This window comes from Flavobacterium sp. UBA7682 (assembly GCF_002482945.1).
Lineage (GTDB): Bacteria > Bacteroidota > Bacteroidia > Flavobacteriales > Flavobacteriaceae > Flavobacterium.
In genome coordinates this window covers 44,574-68,215 of the sequence record NZ_DLGY01000020.1, presented here as the reverse complement: position 1 = coordinate 68,215, position 23,642 = coordinate 44,574, and the positions used below count along the sequence as shown (strand labels likewise).

26 protein-coding genes are annotated in these 23,642 nt (G+C 36.8%); 3 read left to right on the top strand and 23 right to left on the bottom strand.

Annotated features, from left to right (window positions below):
• Window positions 1–5 precede the first annotated feature (5 nt).
• The 17 genes from B3C16_RS05260 to B3C16_RS05180 all read right to left on the bottom strand — a co-directional run bounded on the left by B3C16_RS05260 (window position 6) and on the right by B3C16_RS05180 (window position 15,860).
• The gene (locus B3C16_RS05260; RefSeq protein ID WP_291129557.1) at window positions 6–974 is read right to left on the bottom strand and encodes a hypothetical protein; all 969 of its coding nucleotides are present in this window, start codon (window positions 972–974) and stop codon (window positions 6–8) included.
• Between the two features lie 27 nt (window positions 975–1,001).
• Complete coding sequence (locus B3C16_RS05255; RefSeq protein WP_121314339.1) at window positions 1,002–1,910, bottom strand: hypothetical protein; 909 nt, start codon at window positions 1,908–1,910, stop codon at window positions 1,002–1,004.
• A 27-nt stretch (window positions 1,911–1,937) separates the two neighbouring features.
• Complete coding sequence (locus B3C16_RS05250) at window positions 1,938–3,329, bottom strand: tetratricopeptide repeat protein (RefSeq protein WP_121314338.1); 1,392 nt, start codon at window positions 3,327–3,329, stop codon at window positions 1,938–1,940.
• Between the two features lie 2 nt (window positions 3,330–3,331).
• A complete protein-coding gene (locus B3C16_RS05245) occupies window positions 3,332–4,762 on the bottom strand; it encodes a hypothetical protein (protein WP_291129553.1) in 1,431 nt (476 codons plus the stop codon).
• Window positions 4,763–5,134: 372 nt separating this feature from the next.
• Window positions 5,135–6,106: a hypothetical protein gene (locus tag B3C16_RS05240; protein WP_147406871.1), complete on the bottom strand. Its 972-nt coding sequence runs from the start codon at window positions 6,104–6,106 to the stop codon at window positions 5,135–5,137.
• A gap of 123 nt (window positions 6,107–6,229) precedes the next feature.
• Window positions 6,230–6,688 (bottom strand): SRPBCC family protein, encoded by a 459-nt coding sequence (locus tag B3C16_RS05235; RefSeq protein ID WP_291129550.1) that lies wholly within the window; start codon window positions 6,686–6,688, stop codon window positions 6,230–6,232.
• 272 nt (window positions 6,689–6,960) lie between these two features.
• Entirely contained in the window at window positions 6,961–7,311 is a 351-nt protein-coding gene (locus tag B3C16_RS05230) for a hypothetical protein (RefSeq protein WP_121314334.1), read from the bottom strand.
• Window positions 7,312–7,508: 197 nt separating this feature from the next.
• Window positions 7,509–8,270, bottom strand: a complete 762-nt coding sequence (gene trpA, locus B3C16_RS05225) for a tryptophan synthase subunit alpha (protein WP_291129547.1) — start codon at window positions 8,268–8,270, stop codon at window positions 7,509–7,511.
• A 2-nt stretch (window positions 8,271–8,272) separates the two neighbouring features.
• Entirely contained in the window at window positions 8,273–9,460 is a 1,188-nt protein-coding gene (trpB, locus tag B3C16_RS05220; protein ID WP_291129544.1) for a tryptophan synthase subunit beta, read from the bottom strand.
• Window positions 9,457–10,089: a phosphoribosylanthranilate isomerase gene (locus tag B3C16_RS05215; RefSeq protein WP_291129541.1), complete on the bottom strand. Its 633-nt coding sequence runs from the start codon at window positions 10,087–10,089 to the stop codon at window positions 9,457–9,459. Before B3C16_RS05215 ends, trpB begins: the two co-directional genes overlap by 4 nt.
• Entirely contained in the window at window positions 10,089–10,874 is a 786-nt protein-coding gene (trpC, locus tag B3C16_RS05210) for an indole-3-glycerol phosphate synthase TrpC (RefSeq protein WP_291129539.1), read from the bottom strand. Before trpC ends, B3C16_RS05215 begins: the two co-directional genes overlap by 1 nt.
• Window positions 10,871–11,869 (bottom strand): anthranilate phosphoribosyltransferase, encoded by a 999-nt coding sequence (gene trpD, locus B3C16_RS05205; protein WP_291129536.1) that lies wholly within the window; start codon window positions 11,867–11,869, stop codon window positions 10,871–10,873. Before trpD ends, trpC begins: the two co-directional genes overlap by 4 nt.
• 73 nt (window positions 11,870–11,942) lie before the next feature.
• Entirely contained in the window at window positions 11,943–12,509 is a 567-nt protein-coding gene (locus B3C16_RS05200) for an anthranilate synthase component II (protein ID WP_291129533.1), read from the bottom strand.
• Between the two features lie 9 nt (window positions 12,510–12,518).
• Window positions 12,519–13,913, bottom strand: coding sequence for an anthranilate synthase component I family protein (locus B3C16_RS05195; protein ID WP_291129531.1), 1,395 nt, complete (start codon window positions 13,911–13,913; stop codon window positions 12,519–12,521).
• A gap of 262 nt (window positions 13,914–14,175) precedes the next feature.
• Window positions 14,176–14,739, bottom strand: coding sequence for a YceI family protein (locus tag B3C16_RS05190; RefSeq protein ID WP_121314327.1), 564 nt, complete (start codon window positions 14,737–14,739; stop codon window positions 14,176–14,178).
• A 24-nt stretch (window positions 14,740–14,763) separates the two neighbouring features.
• Window positions 14,764–15,396 carry an NAD(P)H-dependent oxidoreductase gene (locus B3C16_RS05185; RefSeq protein ID WP_291129528.1) on the bottom strand — a complete coding sequence of 211 codons (633 nt, stop codon included), beginning with the start codon at window positions 15,394–15,396 and terminating at the stop codon, window positions 14,764–14,766.
• Between the two features lie 5 nt (window positions 15,397–15,401).
• The gene (locus tag B3C16_RS05180; RefSeq protein WP_121314325.1) at window positions 15,402–15,860 is read right to left on the bottom strand and encodes a MarR family winged helix-turn-helix transcriptional regulator; all 459 of its coding nucleotides are present in this window, start codon (window positions 15,858–15,860) and stop codon (window positions 15,402–15,404) included.
• 169 nt (window positions 15,861–16,029) lie between these two features.
• Here B3C16_RS05180 and B3C16_RS05175 point away from each other — a divergent pair, with 169 nt between their 5' ends.
• Genes B3C16_RS05175 through B3C16_RS05165 form a run of 3 tightly spaced genes read left to right on the top strand, consistent with a single transcriptional unit; the run spans window position 16,030 to window position 18,335 of the window.
• Complete coding sequence (locus tag B3C16_RS05175) at window positions 16,030–16,350, top strand: rhodanese-like domain-containing protein (RefSeq protein WP_121314324.1); 321 nt, start codon at window positions 16,030–16,032, stop codon at window positions 16,348–16,350.
• A 2-nt stretch (window positions 16,351–16,352) separates the two neighbouring features.
• Entirely contained in the window at window positions 16,353–17,657 is a 1,305-nt protein-coding gene (locus tag B3C16_RS05170) for an NAD(P)/FAD-dependent oxidoreductase (RefSeq protein ID WP_291129523.1), read from the top strand.
• Window positions 17,658–17,660: 3 nt separating this feature from the next.
• Complete coding sequence (locus B3C16_RS05165; RefSeq protein WP_291129520.1) at window positions 17,661–18,335, top strand: M15 family metallopeptidase; 675 nt, start codon at window positions 17,661–17,663, stop codon at window positions 18,333–18,335.
• Here B3C16_RS05165 and B3C16_RS05160 read toward each other — a convergent pair.
• The 6 genes from B3C16_RS05160 to tsaD form a co-directional block, all read right to left on the bottom strand.
• Window positions 18,332–18,901: a hypothetical protein gene (locus tag B3C16_RS05160; protein ID WP_291129517.1), complete on the bottom strand. Its 570-nt coding sequence runs from the start codon at window positions 18,899–18,901 to the stop codon at window positions 18,332–18,334. The genes B3C16_RS05165 and B3C16_RS05160 overlap by 4 nt on opposite strands.
• 4 nt (window positions 18,902–18,905) lie before the next feature.
• Window positions 18,906–20,084, bottom strand: a complete 1,179-nt coding sequence (locus tag B3C16_RS05155) for a class I SAM-dependent methyltransferase (protein WP_291129515.1) — start codon at window positions 20,082–20,084, stop codon at window positions 18,906–18,908.
• Between the two features lies 1 nt (window position 20,085).
• On the bottom strand, window positions 20,086–21,177 hold the full coding sequence (locus B3C16_RS05150; protein WP_291129512.1) for an AI-2E family transporter: 1,092 nt from the start codon (window positions 21,175–21,177) through the stop codon (window positions 20,086–20,088).
• A 3-nt stretch (window positions 21,178–21,180) separates the two neighbouring features.
• On the bottom strand, window positions 21,181–21,819 hold the full coding sequence (locus B3C16_RS05145; RefSeq protein ID WP_121314318.1) for a DUF4159 domain-containing protein: 639 nt from the start codon (window positions 21,817–21,819) through the stop codon (window positions 21,181–21,183).
• Between the two features lie 76 nt (window positions 21,820–21,895).
• Window positions 21,896–22,606, bottom strand: coding sequence for a 16S rRNA (uracil(1498)-N(3))-methyltransferase (locus B3C16_RS05140; protein WP_291129509.1), 711 nt, complete (start codon window positions 22,604–22,606; stop codon window positions 21,896–21,898).
• 3 nt (window positions 22,607–22,609) lie between these two features.
• A complete protein-coding gene (gene tsaD / locus B3C16_RS05135; RefSeq protein ID WP_291129508.1) occupies window positions 22,610–23,632 on the bottom strand; it encodes a tRNA (adenosine(37)-N6)-threonylcarbamoyltransferase complex transferase subunit TsaD in 1,023 nt (340 codons plus the stop codon).
• Between the last annotated feature and the right edge of the window lie 10 nt (window positions 23,633–23,642).

Below are 23,642 nucleotides of genomic sequence, written 5' to 3'. Positions count from 1 at the left end.
GGTTGTTATTGTAAAATTCCGTTGATGTATTCTTCAAGTATACGACCTGAGTTTTTGTCTGTCCAACGGCCGGTATCAGGTTTGTCGTTATAATAAGTTCCTTCGTATTTGGTGTTGTTTTTGTTTTTTATGATGATAACTTGTCCGCTGGGTTTGCCGTCTTTGAATTGTCCTTCAATAGTTACTTTTTGGGAATCACTGTATTTTCCATACCCTTCGAGTTTATCATTTACCCAATTGCCTGTATAGTTTACTTTAGGGCCGGTTAGTACTCCATGACCTTCTTTTTTGCCCTTGCTGAAATTGCCTTGAAATTTATTTCCGTTTTGCCAGGTTACCGTGCAGTAACCTTCTTCTCTTCCGTTGGCAAAATAACCTTCCGTTCGGGAATACACAACTTTAGTGCCTAAAAAATAGCCGGTTAAAATACCTTTGCCCGATAAAAATCCGTTTTCGCATGAGCTTTCCCATGTGTAAATGACTTTTTTTTTATCGTCTTTAAAGTATTTACAGTTAGTAGTGTTTTTAACGTTTACAAAATCATCAATAGTACTGGCTTGCTCAAGTTGTATTAATGCTTCTTTATACTCTTTGAGGGTTTCAGGGTATGTAGTAAGATTTTCGTTAATGCTATATACTTCCCGAAATTTATCGTCGAGTTCTTCGCTTTCCATGGCTTTTATATAGGCAGTAGTATTTTTACGCAAGGCAGCCATTAAGGCAAACTGTTCTTCGCTTTCAAATAGGATGTCTTTATTGAGCAATTTATCTTGACAAACAATTCTAAGATAAAGTGATTTAGAGGCTAAAGTACCATAGGCTTTATCAAACTCATCAAGTTTGTCAAGAGTGACTGTGTAGTTTTGGTGGTTGAAGGCTGTTTCTGCTTCTTCAAATTTAAGATCGGCGATAGCGTTTTGAGCCATTGCACTTTGAATACTAAGAAAGAGGAAGGATAGAAATATTTTTTTCATGCGAGGTTATTGAAAAATGATGTTCTGTTATTGTTCTTGATAAGTACCATTGGTATAAATTCGGGTGACTTTACCGGAGTTTAAGTTGACGAGTTTGCCGTTATAAGGCTTTCCGTTTTGTAAAATTCCGCTGAACTCGGTGTTTGAGCTTTTGAAAAGGAATTTGCCTTCTCCGTTAGGGGCATTGTCTTTAAATAATCCGCTTGCTTTTACATTATAGTTTTCATAGACACCGTATCCTTCTAAAGAACCATTAACAAAATTTCCTTCGTACTTCGCTTGCCCTTGTTCGTAGTTATACCAAAATGCTGTACCGATGCCATTTTCTTTTCCTTCTTTCATTTTTCCAGTGTACTGATAAGACACTTCTTTGGTGCCTAAGTAGTAACCCGTTAGAATACCATCACCCGAAACAAAGCCGTTTTCGCAAACTCCTTTCCATTCATAAATCATTTTTCTATTGTTGTTTTTATAGTATTCGCAAGTTGCATTTTTAACTTTTGCGAAGTATTCTCCGGAGGCTATATTGAGATCTAGCAAGCCGACTTTATAGTCTGCTTCGGTTTTAGGAAGAAATTTTAATTCTTGGCTTATGTCATATACTTCGCGGTATCTGTCGTCTAAATCGGTCACCTGATTTACATAAGCAGCCGTGTATTTTTGGAGTGAGAAGAGTAATGCTGATTGCGCTTTGTCTTCCCAGAGTTTTTGGTCATTGAACAATTTGCGCAAAGAGATGATTCTGATGTATAATGATTTATCTGAAATGGTTCCGAGTAGTTTATCAAACTCGTCTACTTTGTTAAGGGCTAAGGAGTAGTTTTTGTTGTTGAAGGCTATTTCTGCTTCTTCGAATTTAAGATCGGCTAAGGCGCTTTCTTGTGCGAAAGTTAAGATGGATAGGAATAAAAATATTGTACTAGCTATATTTTTCATGATTTAATTTTAAAGGTATACCGAAATTTAATCTTTTTTAATTAGGCTCTCCATTAAAGAATTTGTCATTTCCATTTTTGTACCCATTTTATTTTCCCATTCTTTTGCGGTCTTTTTATTTTTTTCAACGCCAAAACCATTACGATACATTTCGGCAATTTTATATTTAGCACTTATTTTATCATATGAAAAAGCATTTTTATAATTCTCAAGGGCGTTTGTATAATCATGCTTATTAAAAAAATCATTCCCAAGTTCATAATAACAGGTTCCTATTCCTTTTTTAGCTCTTTCCTTATGTTCCGTTGAGTTGCTCTCAAGTGCTTTTTTAAACCAATTCAACGCTTCGTCATAATTTTTTTCAACACCTTCTCCATTTAAATACATTTCCCCAACATTATTTGATGCTCTCATGTCGCCAGCGTTTGCCGCTTTTGCATACCAACTTAATGCTACAGCATAATCTTTAGAAACGCCGCTACCACTATAGTAAAGTGCACCAATATTATTGTAAGGCGTTTTACCTTTATCTAGTGCTTTTTTATACCAATACATAGCTTTTTCAAAATCCTGAGTTACTCCTTGGCCTGAATGATATTGCATTGCAATCGCTTCCATTGCGTCAGCATTACCCTTATAGGTTGCCTTTAAATACCATTTATAAGCTTCTGGTTTATTAATTTCAGCACCTTCGCCATAATAGTACATTGCCCCTACGTAATAATTTGCTTCCGAATCGCCATTCTCAGCGGCTTTTAAAAACCATTCTAATGATTCTCTTTGGCTTTTAACTAGAATGCCATCAATTCCTCTATTTAAAATACGAGCTATAATCCTCATTGCAGGCGTGTATCCAGCATTGGCAGCTTTATAGTAGTACTCAATTGCTTCCTTTTCGTTTTTTTGAGTGTACTGAATTAAACCAATATGATGTTTTGCAGCAAGGTTTCCGTTTAGCTCTGCTTTTTTAAACCAGTTAATGGCTTCGTCATAGGCTTTCCTGTCATACGCGTTCACACCTTTTAAATATTCAGAAGCTTCTTTCCATTTTTTTACTTCTAAAGCTTTACTCACTCTTTCAGATATCGCATAAACCTCTCTATACCTATCGTCTAATTCGCCGTCCTGAAACGCTTTTAAATAAGCATTCGTATTTTTACTGAGATTTATAAGAATTGGAGATTTAATATCATAATAATCGTGTATGATGTCCTGCGAAACAATTCTCAAATACAAAGACTTTGAAGTAACCGAGCCAAAAACCTTATCAAACTCATCTAGTTTTTTAATTGTGGTTTCATAATCTTGTTTGTTGAAGGCTATTTCGACTTCTTCAAATTTAAGGTCTGCCAGAGCACCGCCTTGAGCGAAAGTTACTAGATTGCAACAAACTAAAAAAAATATAATTAATTGTTTCATGATTACTCTATTTTAATGGTTTTACCGTATTTGCTTTTTTTCTTTTCTTCTTCTGCTTTTTCGATGTTTCTTTTTGGTACTTCTGTTGGTTTAGAAGTGTTTATTTTTGCCGGAGCTAAATTTTGGTCGTTTATAATAATGGATTTTCCATATTTGGAGTCGGGTTTTTTATTGGTTTCCGAGTTTGCATTGTCTTTTTTAGTGCTTGGCTTTCCTTTGTAGCTAATATTGTAAATGGCTACACCATTATCTTGCAGCAAAGAAATAAAAGACTGACGGAGCTTCTCGGCTTCATCGGCGGTGTAATAATAACCATGTAGTGTTTCGGTGTATTTGGTTAGGAATTCAATTTCTTTTTTGACGGTTGAGGTATAAGCTCTGGTTCCATCATTAAAAGTGCCTATTTCGAATACGTTAGACACATAAACCGCGGCACCATATTCTTGGTTTAAATTAGCGTTATCAAAGGCATAGATAAAGTAAAAGAGCTTAGGAGCTTTTTCCCTGGAAGATAGTGGGATTTCTTTGGGTTGGTATTTATTGATAATGATACTTCGGTTGCTGATTTTTCTTAGCCTTTCCTCTCTTTCAATTCTTTCGTTTTCTGCTCTTATGCGTTTTTTTTCTTCTTCACGTTCTTCCCGTTCTTCTCGTTCTTGTCGAGATTTGACCCAGGCATCAGCTATTCCCATTATTCCGTCACCGGCTGTTTGTTCTGCTGTTTTATTGGCAGTAGAGGGAGACAGGCCTAAAATTCTGTTGCTTTCTTGTCTGTTTCGTTCTAATAAATCATTAAGGTCTGCTTGGGTTACTCCGTTGTTTGAGGTGTTTTGGGTAGATGTAGCAGTGTTGTTACTAGTATAATTATTTTGACTTGTATTGTTTGAAGTTCTGGAGGTGTTAGCATATTGTCTTTTTTGCCAGGCGGCCAGTTCTTGTACTGATGCATTGGCTCCGGGTCTTGGGTCGCTGTTGGCTGTGGTGGTGGTGTTAGTGTTTTGATGATTGTTAGTGGTGCTTTCTTGCGCTGCTTGTGTATTGATGGGTTTTGCGGAGAAATTAATATTTCTAGCATTTTCTAAGGAGAAATAAGTAGTAGTGGCCGGATCAGCTTCGCCAATATGGGCATAAGCATAATTACTTTTGTTAGGTGCTACTTCGCCGGATGTTTGGAGTGTTTTCGTTATCTCACCTTTGTTTCCTCTTAAGGTTACCTCAGTAGAAAAGGTTATGTTATAAGTAATATTGTGATTGTTATACACTCTTACTTCTAGATAAGAACCAACTTTTTTAGCTTCCATGGTTATAGCAGCATGGTCCGTATCAATGCTTAAAGTTTCTTTTTCTGTCTTGGTTTGCGCAAAAATGAAGTTACCGGATAATAAGATTCCAATAAACAAAAGTGACAGTTTTAATAGATTTCTTGATTTCATTATTTTATGACTGTATTTGAGTTGATTGTGTACTTGAATTCTGCTTTTTTTTAAAAATTATCTATTTTTCAAATATATAAAAAGAGAGTTATTTCATCAAAAAATTAACTTAAAATGAATGTTGTTAGGAGAGTTGTGGGAAGGAGATTGGAAGTGATGGGAAAGAGGCTCACTTTGGTGTTAGAGGATTTTGAGTGAAAAAGCTTGTTGAAATTACAAAAATACTTTTCGGGTGAAGATTAAAACCTTTCCGGGGATGAAGTAGTAGGATGTTATTCAATTCTAGAGATAGTTAAACTTCTAGGTAGTAGTTTTTTTGGTTTAGGAAGACAGAATGGGTTATTACTTGAAACTGTGGTTAGCGGTAGTTTTCTATTTTGCATTCATTTGGCCTAAGAAGAATTTAATAACTTCCAGATTCATATTTGAGGTAGTCCAGTGTCCCACATTTTCATATGTTTTAAAGGTGACATTGATGTTAGACTTCAAATAGAAATCTTGACAGGCTACATATCTTTTTTGTACGGTTGCCCCGATGTTGTCATTGATTATTTTTCGTTCTTTTTTGCTGTATGCATCATCAAATTGCACCGCATCGTTATCATCTAATGCACCCATGTAGATCATTTGAGGAATTGATTGGTAGGTTTTAAAGTCAAATTTTTGCTGGACTATTTTTTCATAATCATTCGTTCCCAGCGGATAGTTGAGTTTATTGCCGTTGATTTCATTTTGCGGAAGCATTAGTTCTCCGTTAAACCCACCGATGGCTAATGCTTGTATTTTGTTAGGATGTAAAAATGAAAAACGATTGGTAAAAGTCGCAGAAGCTGAAAAACCGCTCATAAAAAATTTATCTTCTACTTCAATTTGCAATGCCTTTAAAACTTTTTTGGAATCATTTATCATTTCCAACAACTGCAAGTCGAGTCGTTTCAAATTGGTTGATTGTTCTAGTATAACATCTCTGTCTAAGGCGTGGGTATAAGTCAATGGTTTTGATGCCGGTCTTGGAAAAATGGGGACGAGTAAAGGTATTCTTAACTCAGTAGAGATATTATTCCCTACGGAACTTACAGAGGCTAAGTCGATAGCATGTTTTTTATGAATTTCAATGCTGTCTGTTAATTTACCCGTGTTGTTAGGTTCTACAAGTAGGAATGTCTTTTTGTTCAGTTTAGTTCCTTTCGGAATAAATAGAATATAATCGTTGTAAAATCCTTTATCGGGCTGTTTTTCAATAATAATTATACTGTCTTTCTTGATGTAGTCTGTCTGAGAATTTTGTGCAAACAAAATAGTGCCGAAAAGCGAAAAAAACAACGCTATGATTATATGTCGCATTTTAAGTGTCATTTTTGTTGTGAGTTAAGTTTGGGTTTAAGGTTGTTGATGGATGAAAGGTTGGAACAGTTGCTTGCGAACGGCTGTTAGGTGTAGTTTTATTATCAGTATCAATTGTTCTTTTTACTGTTCTGAAATTTCTTTTAATTTTTCCAATGCTTTTGGATAAGTGTTATTGAAATACTCCAAATATTCATCAATAGTATCCATCTCCACAGCTACTGTTGTAATGCCATTATTTTCCTGAAAGCTATAATTTTCGTGTCCACCTGCCCATTTTTCTACTTGTTCGCCTATGGTTACTTCGGTATCTCCGTCCAAAAATCCGTAATGCCGAATGGAAATAAAATGGGCAGGCTTGTGTTCTACAATTTCAGAAACCATTCCTCCTTTTTTACCATTTTCATCTGTCCCCACAAAAAGGATTTTGCTTCCTTTGTTCCAGCTACCCTCGTAACTGGAAGTAGGGTTAAAAGTTGCTGTCCAATATTCGTAAGTGGCTTTGTTCTTTAAGCCCAGCATCGTTTCATATACTTTTTGAGCTGATGCGTTTATTTCTTTTTTAAATTGTAATTTTTGCATGGCTTCCTTTATTTTTAAAAAGTTTAAATCAGTTCGATATTTCCATATTTATTAACTTATGTTGTTTTTCGCAGCTGTCAAATGTCTGCAAGGTCGTTCTGTAAAGTAGTATCTAAAGCTTTCAGATATATCTGCCTTTTCATTATCAATAAGCAGGCAAGAAGCTTACTTTCTCCCATATCAAATATATAAAAAAGAGTATAAAATAACTACAAAACCCAACCTACAAGCAAACCAAAAGAAAAAAAGCCCCTTAAAAAAGAGGCTTTGCATTATCGCATATAATAATATTCTTGATATTCTAAACTGGTTTCCCGGCTAATCTTTCGTTGGTCTCGTGCTAGTTCGCGCATGGCTTCAACGCCTTTCTTAGCGCATCGCTTTACTTTCGTTAGGCGAGAGGTGAAGTCTTGGAGTCGTTGCGCATCTTCCGGGCTTAACTTGGTTTGCAGTTCTTCTACAAAATAAGAGAACTCACTTACTACTTCTTGATTTTCGTCATACTCAGTAGTTAGGTCTTCTAACAGGTCCTCAATTTCTTTGCTGATCTCTTTGTGGTGGCTTTCGCTTTTTTGGTGAAGTTCCTCAATGAGTTTCTTTTCTCGGTTGTTAAATAGTCCCATGATAATTTGGTTTTGTTGGTTGTTTTTGACAGTATTAAACCAAATTTAGCAAATTGTTTTCAGAAACAATACAAATTGTTAATAACTAAGTGATTAGCTTAATAAGTAGGGCGGTAGTAGTCTCAAATAAGTCATTATAAGTAAAATCTATGCTGGCTATTTAAAAAATTGTTTTTCAGAGTTATATGGTAATTTATCTAAAGTATATTTCGAATGAAATTTTCAATATTGTTAATTCCGTTTTCCGAGATATATTGTATAAAACTGCTTCCGATAATGGTGCCTTTTTGATGTTTGATAGCTTGTTTAAACGTCCTTTTGTTGCTAATTCCGAATCCGATAATTTGAGGATTTTTTAACTTCATAGCCGCAATTCTCTCAAAATACGCCAGCTGATTTTCGTCAAAACTATCTCTACTTCCCGTTACACTCGCACTGCTGACCAAGTAGATAAAAGAATTCGAATTGGCATCGATCAATCGAATTCTTTCCTCAGAAGTTTGTGGTGTAATCAGGAAAATCATTGCAATGCCGAAGTTATCAAACAGTTCTTTGTATTCTGAAAGGTAGATTTCAAGCGGTAAATCAGGGATGATTAAGCCATCGATACCGGTTTCTTGACAGTTTTTCAAGAAATGTTCTACGCCAAATTGTAGCATGGGATTAAAATAACCCATAATGATCAGCGGGATATCAATCGTGCTTCGGATGTCTTTTAATTGCTCAAAAAGAATAGTTGTTGTCATGCCATTTTTTAATGCTTGCGTAGAGCTTGCTTGTATGGTAGGACCATCGGCTAAAGGATCGCTGAAAGGCAGTCCGATTTCTATCATGTCAACGTTGTTTTTAGCTAATTTCTCTATTAAACTTTTAGTATCGTTTAACATAGGAAATCCTGCTGTAAAATAGATAGATAGTATTTTTTTTTCGTTTGATAATTTATGTTGGATACGATTCATTTCTACAATTTAAAATAGTTAATATAAGTATTCAAGTCTTTGTCGCCACGACCGGATAAATTGATAACCACCACATCATTTGGTAGGAATTTTTTGTGCTTCAAAACGGCAAAAGCATGAGCGCTTTCTATCGCCGGAATGATGCCTTCGGTTTGGGCTAATTCGATTCCGGCTTGCATCGCATCATCATCTTTAATAGCGATGAATTCGGCTCTTTGGGTTTGGTGTAAATTAGCGTGCATCGGGCCAACGCCGGGATAATCCAATCCCGCTGAAATAGAGTAGGGTTCGGTGATTTGGCCATCATTCGTTTGCATCAACAAAGTCTTGCTTCCGTGAATAATGCCTATTTTGCCCGAGACTGAAGTCGCGGCACTTTCGCCGGAATCAACACCTTTTCCGGCAGCTTCCACGGCAATCAACTTTACGCTTTTTTCATCTAAAAAGTGATAGAAAGCCCCGGCAGCATTGCTTCCGCCTCCAACACAGGCGATGATGTAATCAGGGTTTTTACGGTTTTCTTTTTCGAGTAACTGACTTTTGATCTCTTCTGAAATCACGCTTTGGAACCGCGCGACCATGTCGGGATAAGGATGTGGGCCAACTACAGAACCGATGATATAAAACGTATCTTCGGGATTGCTAATCCAATCGCGAATGGCTTCATTGGTAGCATCTTTCAAGGTTTTAGACCCGGAACTCGCCGGACGAACTTCGGCACCGAGCATTTTCATGCGCGCTACATTAGGTGCTTGGCGTTCGATATCGACTTCTCCCATATACACAATACATTGCAAACCCATTAACGCACAAACCGTTGCAGTGGCAACGCCGTGTTGGCCCGCGCCGGTTTCGGCTATAATTCGGGTTTTGCCCAATCGCTTGGCTAAAATGATTTGTCCTATCGTGTTGTTGATTTTGTGTGCGCCGGTGTGACACAAGTCTTCGCGTTTAAGGTAGATTTTAGCGCCGAATTGTCCCGAAAGTCGCTCAGCATAGTATAACGGAGTAGGGCGACCGACATAATCCTTTAGAAGTGCTTTAAATTCGTCTTGAAAAGAAGGTTCGGATGAGATTTTTAAATACTGCCGGCGCAATTTTTCCACATTTGGGTAGAGCATTTCGGGGATAAAAGCACCGCCAAATTCGCCGTAGAAGCCTTTTTCGTTGACACTGTATCTTGATTTCATGGTTGTTGTTTTAAATTTTGAATGAATGTTTTTAGAGCTATCGATTCTTTTAATCCGGGTTCAATCTCGAATCGACTGTTGAGGTCGATGGCTAGGCATTTCTTAGCATAGTCTTTTTGGAAGAATGTTTTTAAATCGCTTAGGCTTTCTTGACCAATGCCGCCACTGAGAAAGTAAGGCTTGTTTAAATAATACCTTTCCAAAATACGCCAATCGAATGCGGTTCCGTTGCCTCCGTATAACTTGCCTTTGGTGTCGAATAAAAAGTAGTTGCAGTAATTGTAATAAATGCTTAAACTATTAAAATTAAATTGGTTATCTATATTAAACGATTTTATTACTTTAAGTTTTCTTTGTTGTAATAGATGGCAAAGTTCCGGACTTTCTTCACCGTGTAATTGTACTAAATCCAAATTGTTTTGGTGGACTTTTTCCATAATATATTCCAAAGTAGCATTGACGAAAACGCCTACTTTTTGGATCGAGTTATTCAATTCAGGGATTTCATTTTCAAAGTTTCTCGGCGATTTGTCGTAGAAAATAAAGCCTAAATAATCAGGTTGTACTGCTGCTATTTCCATAATGTTTTCAGGAAACTTCATGCCGCATATTTTGATTTTTGTTTCCATTACGCTTTCAATTGATTGATGAATTGTTCCAAAGCCGCACCGGGATCATCCGTTTTCATAAAGTTTTCTCCGATTAGAAAGCCTTGAAATCCGTAGCTTTTTAGCAATCGTATGTCATCAGTTGTTGTCAAACCACTTTCAGAAATCTTAACAAAGTCATTCGGGATTTGGGTAACCAAATCAATGCTGGTCTGCAAACTCACTTCGAATGTCTTGAGATTTCTATTATTCACGCCAATGATATCAAGACTCGGCATAATGCTTTTCTCCAATTCTTCGACATTGTGTACTTCTAATAATACTTCCAAAGCAATAGAATGGGCAAACTCTGATAATGATTTGATTTCGGCTTTGGTCAAAACCGCGGCAATCAGCAAAATAGCATCGGCACCATTGGCTTTGGCTTCTAAAATTTGGTACTCATCGATGATGAATTCTTTGCGTAATAATGGTGTGTTTACGGAAGCTTTCGCCAAGACCAAATCCTCTAATGAACCACCAAAATACTGGCTGTCTGTCAAAACCGAAATCCCACTTGCGCCGGCGTTTTCATAGCCTTTTACCACTTCTTCCACAGACAAATTGTGATTGATTGTCGCTTTCGAAGGTGAACGGCGTTTGTGTTCGGCGATAATTCCAAAAGGTAAGTTAATGATTGATTTGCTTAACGAATTGGTTTTGGTGTTGAATAAATCGCTGTTTTCCAATTGGTTAATGGAGACGCCGCTTTTCTTTAAAGCTACTTCTCTTTTTTTGCTTGTTATGATTTGTTCTAGTAGGTTCATGATGCTTGACTGATTTGTTTGAGTTTTTGCAATTTCTCTAAGGCTTTTCCGGACTGTAAACTTTCTTTAGCTTTTGCGAAAGCGTTTAAAAGACTGGTGTTTTCAACCGTTGCTATCGCCAGAGCGGCATTAGCACAAACCACATTTTGCTGTGCTTCGGTACCATTTCCGGAGATGATATTCATAAAAATATGGGCCGATTCTTCAATGGTGGTACCACCTTTGATGTCTTCGAAAGCCAATTTGGATAGATTAAAATCATCTGCCTTGACAATACTTTCAGAAGATTTGGTAATGATTTTGGCATCTGCGGTGAGTGAAATCTCATCATAGCCGTCTAAAGCATGCAGAATTGAATAGTTAACCGCAGTGTTTTGGTACAAATAAGCATACATGCGTGCGAGTTCCAAACTAAAAACGCCCACCAATTGGTTTTTGGGAAATGATGGATTCACCATGGGTCCGAGCATGTTAAAGAAGGTTTTGACGCCTAATTCTTTTCGAATCGGCCCAACGTTTTTCATCGCCGGATGGAATAACGGTGCGTGTAGGATGGCGATATTGGCCTCTTCTAAGCATTTAGTTAAAAAGCTGCTCTCGTTACTGAACTTTACACCCAAAGTTTCCATCACATTGCTCGAACCGGAAATAGACGAAACGCCGTAGTTACCGTGTTTGGCGACCTGAATTCCGGCACCGGCTGTGACAAATGACGCTAAAGTTGAGATGTTGAAGGTATCTTTTCCATCGCCGCCGGTTCCGCATAAATCGATGGTATTGTAGGCGGAAAAGTCAATGGCGATGCAAAGCTCTAAAAGCGCTTCACGAAAGCCGGAAAGCTCTTCGATGGTGATGTTTCGCATCATGTAAACCGTTAGGAATGACGCAATTTGACTCGGATTGTATTGCCCTGAAGAGATGTTAACCAAAACGGTTTTGGCTTCTGCTGCAGTTAGGGTTTCGTGATTGATTAATCGGTTTAAGATGGTTTTCATGATACTTAGTTTTAGTGAACTGCCGACAATCGACAGCGTAAAAGTTTACCGTCGACGTTGAGCAGACAGCAAACTAAGCGATAAGCCAGTTTTTTAAAATGGTTTTTCCGTGAGGCGTGAGCACGCTTTCAGGGTGGAATTGCACGCCTTTTACGTCAAAGGTTTTATGGCGCAAAGACATAATTTCGCCATTATCATCTGTAGAAGTGATTTCTAAAACCTCCGGAAAATCATTGGTATTGACTACCCAAGAATGATAGCGCCCGACTTCAAATTCGGCAGGTAAATCATTAAATAGTGATTCGTCAGTAACCGTTTGGTTTACTTTGGTCGCTACGCCGTGATAGACCTTGTCTAGATTCGTCAGGCTTCCGCCAAAAACTTCTCCGATGGCTTGTTGGCCTAAACAAACGCCTAAAATGCTTTTGGTTGCGGCATATTTGGCGATAATCAATTTCAATAATCCGGCTTCGTCGGGAATTCCGGGACCAGGTGACAGCAGAATTTTATCGAATAATTCGAGTTCTTCCAGTTCTAACTCGTCGTTGCGGAAAACAGTTACTTTTCCGTCCAAATCTTCGAGATAATGAACCAAATTGTAGGTAAAACTGTCGTAGTTGTCGATAACGGCTATTTTCATGTTGTAAAGTTAAATGGTTTCTGCTAATTCCAGCGCTTTGTTTAGTGCGCCCAATTTATTATAAACTTCCTGCATTTCGTTTTCTTCGGTTGAACTTTCTACGATTCCGGCACCGGCTTGGTAATGCAGTTGGTGGTTTTTACTCAAAAAAGTCCGAATCATGATTGCGTGATTGAAGTTGCCTTCAAAGTCCATAAAACCTATCGCGCCGCCGTAAAAAGTTCGGTTGGTATTCTCAATACTTTCGATCAATTGCATCGCTTTGTGTTTTGGAGCACCGCTTAAAGTACCAGCCGGAAAGGTATTGGCCACCAGTTTTATAGAACTTCCGGTTAATTTTCCGGTGACTTTAGAAACGAGGTGAATGACGTGTGAAAAGAATTGCACTTCTTTGTATTTCTCAACTTTGACTTCGGTACAATTTCGGCTTAAATCATTTCGGGCTAAATCGACTAACATGACATGTTCGCTGTTTTCTTTGGCGTCTTCGGATAGTTTTTTGGCCAAATTAGCGTCTTGCTCGTCATTGCCGGTTCGCTTGAAAGTTCCGGCAATCGGATGAATTTCGGCGTGGTTGTTTTTGATAACGAGTTGCGCTTCGGGCGAAGACCCAAAAATCTTGAAGTTTCCATAGTCAAAAAAGAACAAATAGGGCGAGGGATTGATATTGCGAAGTGCTCTGTAAACATTGAATTCGTCGCCTTTAAACGCTTGCGAAAATCGTCTTGATAAAACCAATTGGAACACATTGCCGCGATGACAGTGTTTTTTGGCTAAAGCCACATTGGTTTTGAATTCTACATCGGTTAAATTAGAAATAGCTTCGCCTTCTTTAGTAAAAGAGTAACTCGCGAAGGTTTTGGTTTGCAGTAATTGTTCGATTTCCTTGATGTTATTGGTGTTGTCAATGCTATGGCAAAAGATATACGCTTCGTTTTTGAAATGGTTGATGGCAATAATGTTTTGGTAAACGGCGTAAAACAATTCGGGAATGGATAAGTCATGGGCTTTTTTGGTAATCTCAATTTTCTCGAAATACTGTACTGCATCGTAACTGATATAACCAAACAAACCGTTGTTGATGAACTTAAAGTTGTTCTTTTCGGGTTGAAATTGAGAAGCAAAATCTTCAATCACTTTTGGAAGATTAGTATCAATAGAAATAGCTGTTTCTTCTGAAATTCCGTCGGGAAAGGTTTTTGTCATACTATTATTTTCCAGTTTGATGGAAGCGATTGGATTGCAACAGATGTATGAAAAACTGTTGTCGGCTGTGTGATAATCACTACTTTCTAGCAAAATGCTGTTTGGGAATTTGTCTCTGATTTTCAAATAAATACTCACCGGAGTAATCGTATCGGCAAGGATTTGTTTGAAGTTGGTATGGAGTTGATAAATTTTCATAGTTCAATTTTTAGCATAAAAAAAAGGCTTGTCGTGAATGACAAGCCTTTTCGGATATTTAGATTTTAAAATATACTCATAGTAGACTATTTCACGACGTTCGACGTAAACTATTCCACCACCAAGTATTGTTTAAAATGTTGTTCATTTTCATTTTTTGTATGAAACAAATGTAGGTAAGTGTTTTTAGATTTCAAACATAAAAATAAAAAAACCTCGAAAATTTTTCCGAGGTTTTGATTTCATAGCAATGATTCCCAGTTTAGAATTGTAAGCTGATCGCCAATTCGAAATCGTCATAAATAGCTTTGTCACCTACGTCAAAGAAACTTTTTGAACCATATTTGATGTCATATTTAGTTCTGTCAATAGTTAACTTGGTTGAAGCTGTGTTTCCTTTTACAGTCAAATCAAATGTTACAGGGTTTGTAATGCCTTTGATCGTTAAATCAGCCGTAACGGTGTACAAACCGTTTCCTTTGTCAGCGATTGTAGTAAATTTTAAAGTAGCTGTTTTGAATTTTTCAGTACCAAAAAAATCATCTGCTTTTAAGTGACCGTCTAATTTTTGTTTCCATTCTCCGCTTAAATCGGTTGTATTTATAGAAGTCATATCAACAGTGAAGTTTCCACCGGTTACTTTTTTGCCTTTGAAAATCAACATGCCTTCTTGAAAGTTGATAGTTCCGCTGTGTTCACCGGTTACTTTTTTACCAACCCAGTTGATAGTACTTTTAGAAGCATCAATCTTCTTGTTTTGTGCTGTAGCTGCTGTCGTCCCGAAAGCTACTAATAAGGCAATCGCAATTGTTTTTAAGTTTTTCATTTGTAAATTAATTTTAGTTATAGATTATAAATTGATAAATAATTCTTCGTTTGATTTACGCACTTTGGCGTAGTTTTGAGTGTCATCTTCAGAATGACGGTAGCCGATGGTTGCTACTAATGATGCGTTTAGACCTAATTTTTCGAGTCCTAAAATTTCATTGAACTTTTCCGGTTCAAAACCTTCCATTGGGGTAACATCAATCCCTAATTCTGCTGCCGCATTCAATAAATTAGTTAAGGCGATGTAAGTTTGCTTAGCCGTCCAAACATTTCTGTTTTCTATCGGAAGTGTAGTGATTTTTGATTTCATGAAATCACCGTAACCTTTTAAGGAGGCTGATGGTAGACCTCGGGTAACGGCTATATTATTGATGTGAGCGTCAATTTGAGCATCACCAAAATCAGTAATGTTAGCAAACACTAACAGGTGAGAAGCTTCTACAATTTGAGATTGTCCCCAAGCTACGGGTTGTAATTTTGCTCTTACTTCAGGGTTTTCCACAAAAATTATTTTGTACGGTTGCAATCCATAAGAAGAAGCGCTCAAGCGAACTGCTTCTTTTAGAATTTCTAAATCTTCATTTGATACTTTTTTGGTAGCATCAAATTTTTTGGTGGCGTAACGCCAATTAGCGTTTTTTATAAAGTTATTCATAGCTGTTATTTGATTTTTCTGTATTTTTCTAATAAAGTATTCAGTTGTTCAAGTTCTTCTTGGGTTAAATTGGCGGCAAATAGTTGTTCGTGTTCTTTTACTTTTGGATCTAATTCGGTTAAAACGGTTAAACCTTTTTGGGTAATTGAAACTTCAATTTTTCTTCGATTATCCGGGCAAACTTCACGAGTGACAAAATCTTTTAGTAATAATTTGTCAATCAATCGAGTAGTGTTGCTGTTTTTTGCAATCATGCGTTCTTGAATGACACACATGTTGGCCGGATTTCCTTTTTGACCGCGTAAAATTCTCAAAACATTATATTGTTCGCCAGATAAATCATAAGGTTTTAAAATCTCGTTGAATTTATCGCTGATCACATTTTGAGTGTACATGATATTTAGAATGACTTTTTTGGCATCATCTAAGGCAACGGTCGATTTTATAACTTCCTCAATTCTCATAATTACAATTGTAATATTTGTAGGTACAAATGTAAAGTATTTTATATTTGTATATACAAGTGTTTCGTTATTTTTTTGTTAAAATTTAAAGTAAGGGAGTAGATTAGGGTTTTTACATTGAATTTTAAGTCATTAAATAAAGTATATTTGTTAATCAAAAAAGAATCACATGAATTTATCACAACAAGACTGGAAAGCACAATTAGACAGAGATCAGAATGCCGTAATTTTAGACGTAAGAACACCTGATGAATGCAGCGAAGGGTTTATTCCCAAAGCGATTAATATAGATATTTATAAAGGTCAAGGATTTATTTATGCTGTAGATGAATTAGATAAATCTAAAAATTACTATGTGTATTGCAAAGCCGGAGCCAGAAGTGCTCAAGCTTGTCAGATTATGAACCAAATGGGTTTTGAAAACACTTTTAACCTCGATGGCGGTTTTATGAATTGGAAAGGCGATGTGGCTTTTTCTACAGAAGGTTAATCATGAATATTCCAGCGTCAAATAAACCTCGTGTCGTCATTATTGGTGGCGGTTTTGCCGGTATTGCATTGGCTAAAAAGCTCAGAAATAAAAATGTCCAAGTCGTTTTGTTGGACAAACACAATTACCATACATTCCAACCTTTACTGTACCAAGTGGCGACAGGTGGTTTAGAAGCAGGTTCTATTGCTTATCCGATTCGGAAAGTGATTCAGGAATATGATGATTTTTACTTTCGACTAACTTCTGTCAAAGAAATTGATTCCAAAGAACAAAAAGTAATTTCCGAAATAGGCGATTTACATTATGATTACTTGGTAATTGCCACCGGTTCTAAAACCAATTATTTTGGCAACAAAGAAATCGAACGCAATTCGATGTCGATGAAAACCATTCCGCAATCCTTGAACATTCGCAGTTTAATTTTAGAGAATTTTGAACAAGCGGTTTTATTGAAAGACGAAACGGAAAAAAACTTATTAATCAATTTTGTTTTAGTCGGAGCCGGACCAACAGGTGTAGAACTTGCCGGAGCTTTAGCAGAGATGAAAAAAGCCATACTCCAAAAAGATTATCCCGATTTGGACATTTCCAAAATGGAAATCAACTTAATTCAAAGTGACGACCGAGTGCTGAACACGATGAGTGAAAAATCCTCTGTTGAAGCGGAAAAATTCCTTACAGCATTAGGCGTTAAAGTTTGGAAAAACATTCGTGTCACCAATTATGACGGAAGAACAGTTTCTACCAACACCGATTTAGCTTTTGAAACGGCAACAGTGATTTGGACAGCCGGAGTGCAAGGTGCTGCCATTCGTGGTTTGGATGCCAAATCTTTAGTGGAAAGAGTAGAACGCATTCGGGTAAACGAATTCAATCAAGTAAAAGGTTATGACAATATTTTTGCCATAGGCGATATCGCTTCTATGGAAACCAAGGAATATCCTCAAGGCCATCCAATGATGGCACAACCGGCAATGCAGCAAGGAAAATTGTTGGGCGATAATTTGGTGCAATTAATCAGTGGCAGAATCATGAAGCCTTTTGAATACAACGATAAAGGTTCGATGGCGACGATTGGAAGAAATTTAGCCGTAGTTGATTTGCCTAACTATCATTTTAGTGGTGTGTTTGCTTGGTTTGTTTGGATGTTTGTGCATTTATTCTCTTTAATCGGATTCAAAAACAAAGCGGTGGTTTTCACCAATTGGGTTTACAATTACATTCGTTTTGATCGTGAAGGCCGATTGATTGTTCGCCCGTATAAGAAAAGAAGTTTTACTACGTTTACCAGTGATGAAATATAGCCGATGAAAAAAGTTGCCTTTTTATTGTTGATTTGCCTCGCTAGTTCGCTCACGCTCGTGTCTTGTAAGTCAACTTATCTCGATGCCAAAAAGTCACCTATTTTATTAGATATTACCAAAGAAACCAACGACAATGCTTTTGTCAACTTAAAGAATTACAGCAACGATTTTGTTTTTGATATGAAATATGCGACTTCGGACAATTTTCTAAAAGAAAAGGTTTATCCGTGTGGCGAATGTTTTTTGCGTGTAAAAACCGTTAAATCTTTATTGGAAGCCAACAAAGCTTTTTTAGCCAAAGGTTTTAAAATAAAATTATACGATTGTTATCGTCCGATTGCGATTCAAAAAAAGATGTGGCAAATTGTTCCCAATCCGACCTATGTAGCCAATCCTAAAAAGGGTTCAATTCACAACAAAGGCGGTGCGGTTGATATCACTTTAGTCGATTCACTTGGAATTGAATTGAATATGGGAACATCATTTGATTTCTTTGGCGAAGAAGCAAGTCACAATTATGGTAAGCTTTCCGAAGAAATTTTGGCCAATCGTAAGTTTTTAAAGGAAATCATGCTCCAACACAACTTCAAATCTTTCGATTCAGAATGGTGGCATTACAATTTGAATAACAGTTCGGCCGATAAAGTGTCTAACCAAAAATGGCGCTGCGAAGACTAATTGTCAACACACTTTAAGAAGTTCATGAAGTAACCTTCCGGTTCATAAACTTTTTTGTCCAATTCGGAAACAAAAGCAGTTCGGTAGGGATAATCTATGGTTTCTCCGGCATATTTTATTCTCATAAAAGTAACCGGTGATGTCTTTAACTCTTCAAAATTTTCTTTAGAAAATACAAAATTACCGGTAGTAATTCGGTTGTTGCTATTGTTTTCATCGCGCAACAAATTACCACAAGTATCTTTTCCGGCATACAATAACGTCACGATTTTACCATTGTTGAGCTGTAAGTAGATTTTGGAACCAGCGTCAAAACAAATGGCTTTGATAAAGTCTTGACTGCGTTGTAAAATTTGTATTTCAAGCCCAAGAATCCCATTGTCATTGGATAAAGAAAAGAAAATATCAGTCGAGTTACCAGCAAAACTTCTTTCAAAAATAATGTATTGTTTGGTTGATTTATAGGTGCCTAAACTATCTTTAATATCATTGTCAATTTCACAAGGTTTTTGGGCAAATGCCGTAATATTTAAAAGTAAAAATAAAGCTAAAATCAGATTGTTCATGGGTTTATGATAATTTGCTGCAAAGTAAAACTATTTTATTATTATTCACATCAGTTGTGAAAAAACAATACAAATTTCCACCATCTTTGATTTTCCATTTTTTGCGAATGTTTTCGACCGAATCGGGAAAGTTTCTCGTGGTGATATTGGCTTTTTGATTTTCCAGGAATGGTTTCATTTCGTTTTTATTGTAACCAATGACTTGCTGAATTTCAAAACGGCGACCGGGAAAATCAATTAAGGCTTCCGAAGTATACAAGTGCGAATGTTGGTGCAACTTGTCAAGTTTAAACTGACTCGAAACCATGTCAAATCCGCCAGATTTCATGATGGCCGCATTGGGTTCGTATAAAAATTTTTGGGGTAAACCAAAATGGGCTTGGTTTTCTGCATCGAGCTCAAATCTTAACTCTTGAGTTTCATTTTTCAGAAGATTAGCCGTAACCATTTTGATGGTTTTGGTATAATCTTTCTCCAAAACCCAAAGCAATTCTTTGACTTCATTTTCCAAAGCAACGATATGAATCGCTTTTACATTTTTTAATTCCGACAATCCGGCGGTTATATCCAATAAAGGCGCCGTTTTAATCATGATATTGGATGCAAAACCAAAATAAAAATCGAGATTTTCTGGCACATTCGGAAGACAATCTGTAAGCATAAACACTTTTCCTTTGGCTTCATTTCTTCGTGAAGGATCGATGTAAATCCAATCCGGTTTTTCGTTCCTGCTTTTTAGAATTTCATAACTATCGCCTGAAAAGCATTCAATATTGGACGCTTTCAGTTGTTCAAAATTGTGTTTTACAATGTCAGACAAGGCTTCGTTGATTTCACAATGAACAACTTGTTTCACTTTTTGGGCAAAATAAAAATCATCTACGCCAAAACCGCCGCTTAAATCGATTAGACTTTTTCCGGAAACCAATTGTGATTTGTATTCAGCTGTTCTTTCGGAAGAAGTTTGTTCTACAGAAATCTTAGAAGGATAAAGGATATTTGCAGTGTTGAACCAAGTTGGTAATTTGGTTTTTGCCTTTTGTTTGGCCGCAATTTGATTTAAAATGGAAGTCCAATCTGTATTAGGAAATTTATTCTTTTGAAGCGCTAATTGATTGATATCGGCGTCAATATTGTTATGGATAAAACTTTGAATTTCTTCAGTCAATATGGATTGATCCATACTAAATGTTTTTGGTTAACAATTTGATGATTTTGTTTTCGGGGAAAAATTCTTTGCCAAAAACCTTTAGTATAGTGTAAAAAGGTATGGCAACAATCATCCCAACTATTCCAAAAAGGAAGCCTGTAATCAATACGACGAGAAAAATTTCCAAAGGATGTGAACTGACACTTTGAGAGAAAATCATCGGGGAAGAAACATTGTTGTCGATTAATTGGACTATCCAAAAACCAATCATTACATAAAGCGTCAAAGGCAGAATTTGACTTTGAAAATCACCGCCTAAGTTGCCCAACATGGTTAAAATGGCGGCAACAACTGAAGCAATCAGCGGTCCGATGTAAGGAACAATATTCAGAATAGCGCATAAAAAAGCGATAAGCAAGGCATTATCTACTCCAAAAATCAGCAATACAATTAAGTATAAAATGAATACGATTAACAATTGTAACAGCAGTCCAATGAAATAGCGCGATAACAAATGATTGATTTTGTGTAATGAATTTAAGATTTTGTCTTCTTGCGCATCCGGCATTAAATCTTTGGCACTCATGATGAATACCAAACGGTCTTTAAGAAAGAAAAAAGTAATGAATAGGACCGAGGCCAATCCGATTCCGAAATTGCTAATGGTGGTGATGATGCTGTTGAATAAATTAGGAATGAAATTGAAATTCAACTTAGAACTGATGTTCGCTTCTTTAAAAAGGCGAGAGGAATCAATACCATGGCTGTCAAGAAAAATGGCTATTTTATTGATTAATTCAAGAGTGCTTTTTTCAATCGCGGCAGTATTTAAAAGCGATAAATTTTCACCTTGTGCTAAAATTAGTGGAATAAACATTGAGATTAAGCCAAAAATAAGCAGGACGAAAATGGTTAAGGTAGCAATCGTAGCAAAGATGTGGTTGAATTTTAGTCTTCTTTTGAAAAAGTCGAGTATCGGATTTCCAATTAGGGTTAAAATAAAAGCAACGACTAAATAAATAATTACGGACTGAATTTGGTATAAAAAATACAGTGCCAAAGCGGCTAAAACTATAATTCCAACAGCTTTTATAATTCCAATGGCAATAGTTTTTGAAGTCATCATGGTTTAATGATTAAAAATGTAATTTAAAATATTAGCGCCCATTTTCAGTGCTTTTTCACGTACTTCTTTAGGATTGTTGTGAACTTCAGGATCTTCCCAACCATCACCTAAGTCGCATTCATAAGTATACAACAACACCAAGCGATTGTCTATAAAAATACCAAAAGCTTGCGGGCGTTTGTTATCGTGCTCGTGGATTTTGGGTAAACCTGTAGCAAAAACATTAGGCTTTTGAAAAATGGCATGATTGGCCGGAATTTCAATTAAATCGTTATTGGGGAAAATGCGTTTGATTTCTCTGCGAATGTATTGGTCCATACCATAATTGTCATCAGCATGCAAAAATCCACCGGAGAGCAAGTAGTTTCTCAAGTTTACAATCTCGGCATCGCTGAAAACAACATTACCATGACCTGTCATGTGTACAAATGGATAACCAAAAATATCAGGACTTCCGGGTTCAACGGTTGCCGGTTTGGCTTTGATGTTAGTATTGATTGTTTGATTAGAGTATTTAATCAAATTAGGTAATGAAGTAGGATTGGCATACCAATCGCCGCCGCCATTATATTTTAAAAGGGCTATTTCTTGGGAAAAACCAGTTGAAGTAATAACGAGAAAAAGAAAAAAAAGTCTTTTCATAAACTAAAAATCATTATTTATCAATTATCAATTATCAATTATCAATTATCAATTATCAATTATCAATTATCAATTATCAATTATTTTCATTCTTAAATACCACCGAATGACAAGCTACAATAGCAGCAGTCTCAGTTCTCAACCTTGTTTGACCCAAAGATACAGGAATATAATGATGCTCAAGTGCCAATTCTATTTCTTTAACAGAAAAATCGCCTTCCGGACCAATGAGTATGGTTACATCTTCGTTGGTTTTCAATTCATTTTTCAATGATTTTTTATCGGTTTCTTCGCAATGGGCGATGAATTTCTGGCTGTTGTTTTCCTTTTTTAGAAACTCCTTAAAAGGGACTGGTTCGTTTAATTTGGGCAAATAATAATGCAAAGATTGTTTCATTGCACTTTCCAAAATCTTCTGAAATCTATCGGTCTTAATTATTTTTCGTTCCGAATGTTCGCAGATAATTGGTGTGATTTCTTGAATACCGATTTCAGTCGCTTTTTCTAAAAACCATTCGTAGCGTTCGTTCATTTTGGTTGGTGCCACAGCCAAATGCAATTGAAATTTAGGCTTTTCGTGTTGCTCAAACGAATTGATTTTGACTGTGCATTTATTGTCAGATGCAATTGAAATTTCTGTAGTAAATAAAAACCCAAATCCATTGGTGACCAATAAAGTATCGCCTTCTTTTTTTCGCAAGACTTTGATGATATGCTTGCTTTCTTCTTTGTCAAAAACAAAAGAAGTCGCTGTTTCGCTGATTGACGGATTATAGAATAATTGCATAGTTTAAAACTCGATTCTTGCTTTAGAAACGACAGTCGAATCGGTAAATTTGTCGTGTAAATATTTTTGGTAGCCCACAATACCTATCATGGCGGCATTGTCGGTCGTGTATTCAAATTTTGGGATAAAGGTTTTCCATCCATATTTTCCTTCGGCCGCTTTTAATGTTGTACGGATTCCGGAGTTTGCCGAAACACCGCCGCCAATCGCGATTTGATTGATTCCGGTTTCGGCGACAGCCAATTTCAATTTGTCCATCAAAATTTCGATAATCACATTTTGCACTGAAGCACAAATATCATGCTTGTTTTCTTCAATGAAATTCGGGTTTGTCAAGACATTTTTCTGAACAAAATACAGAATTTGCGTTTTCAAGCCGGAGAAACTGAAGTCTAATCCATCCACTTTAGGTTTGGTAAAAGGGAATTTTTTAGGATCGCCTTCTTTGGCAAATTGGTCTATCAATGGTCCGCCCGGATAAGGCAAGCCTAATATTTTAGCGGTTTTGTCGAATGCTTCTCCCACAGCGTCATCGGTAGTTTCTCCTATAATTTCCATATTGAAAAAGCCATTTACTTTTACAATTTGGGTATGGCCACCCGAAATGGTCAACGCCAAAAAAGGAAATGTCGGTTTGTCAAAACCTTCTTCGTCAATAAAATGAGCCAAAATATGCGCATGCATATGGTTCACGGCAATCAACGGAATATTCAACGCCATCGACAAGGATTTTGCGAAAGAAGAACCTACCAAAAGTGAACCCATCAATCCCGGACCTTGGGTAAAAGCAATGGCTGACAGCTGTTCTTTGGTCACATTGGCTTTTTTTAAAGCGACATCAATCACGGGAACGATGTTCTGTTGGTGCGCTCTCGAGGCTAATTCAGGAACGACACCGCCATATTCTTCGTGAATACTTTGCCGGGCAACGACATTGGATAGTACCTTATCACCACGCAAAACGGCCGCTGCGGTATCATCGCACGAACTTTCAATAGCCAGAATAAAAACTTCTTCAGTATGCATAAAAGGCACA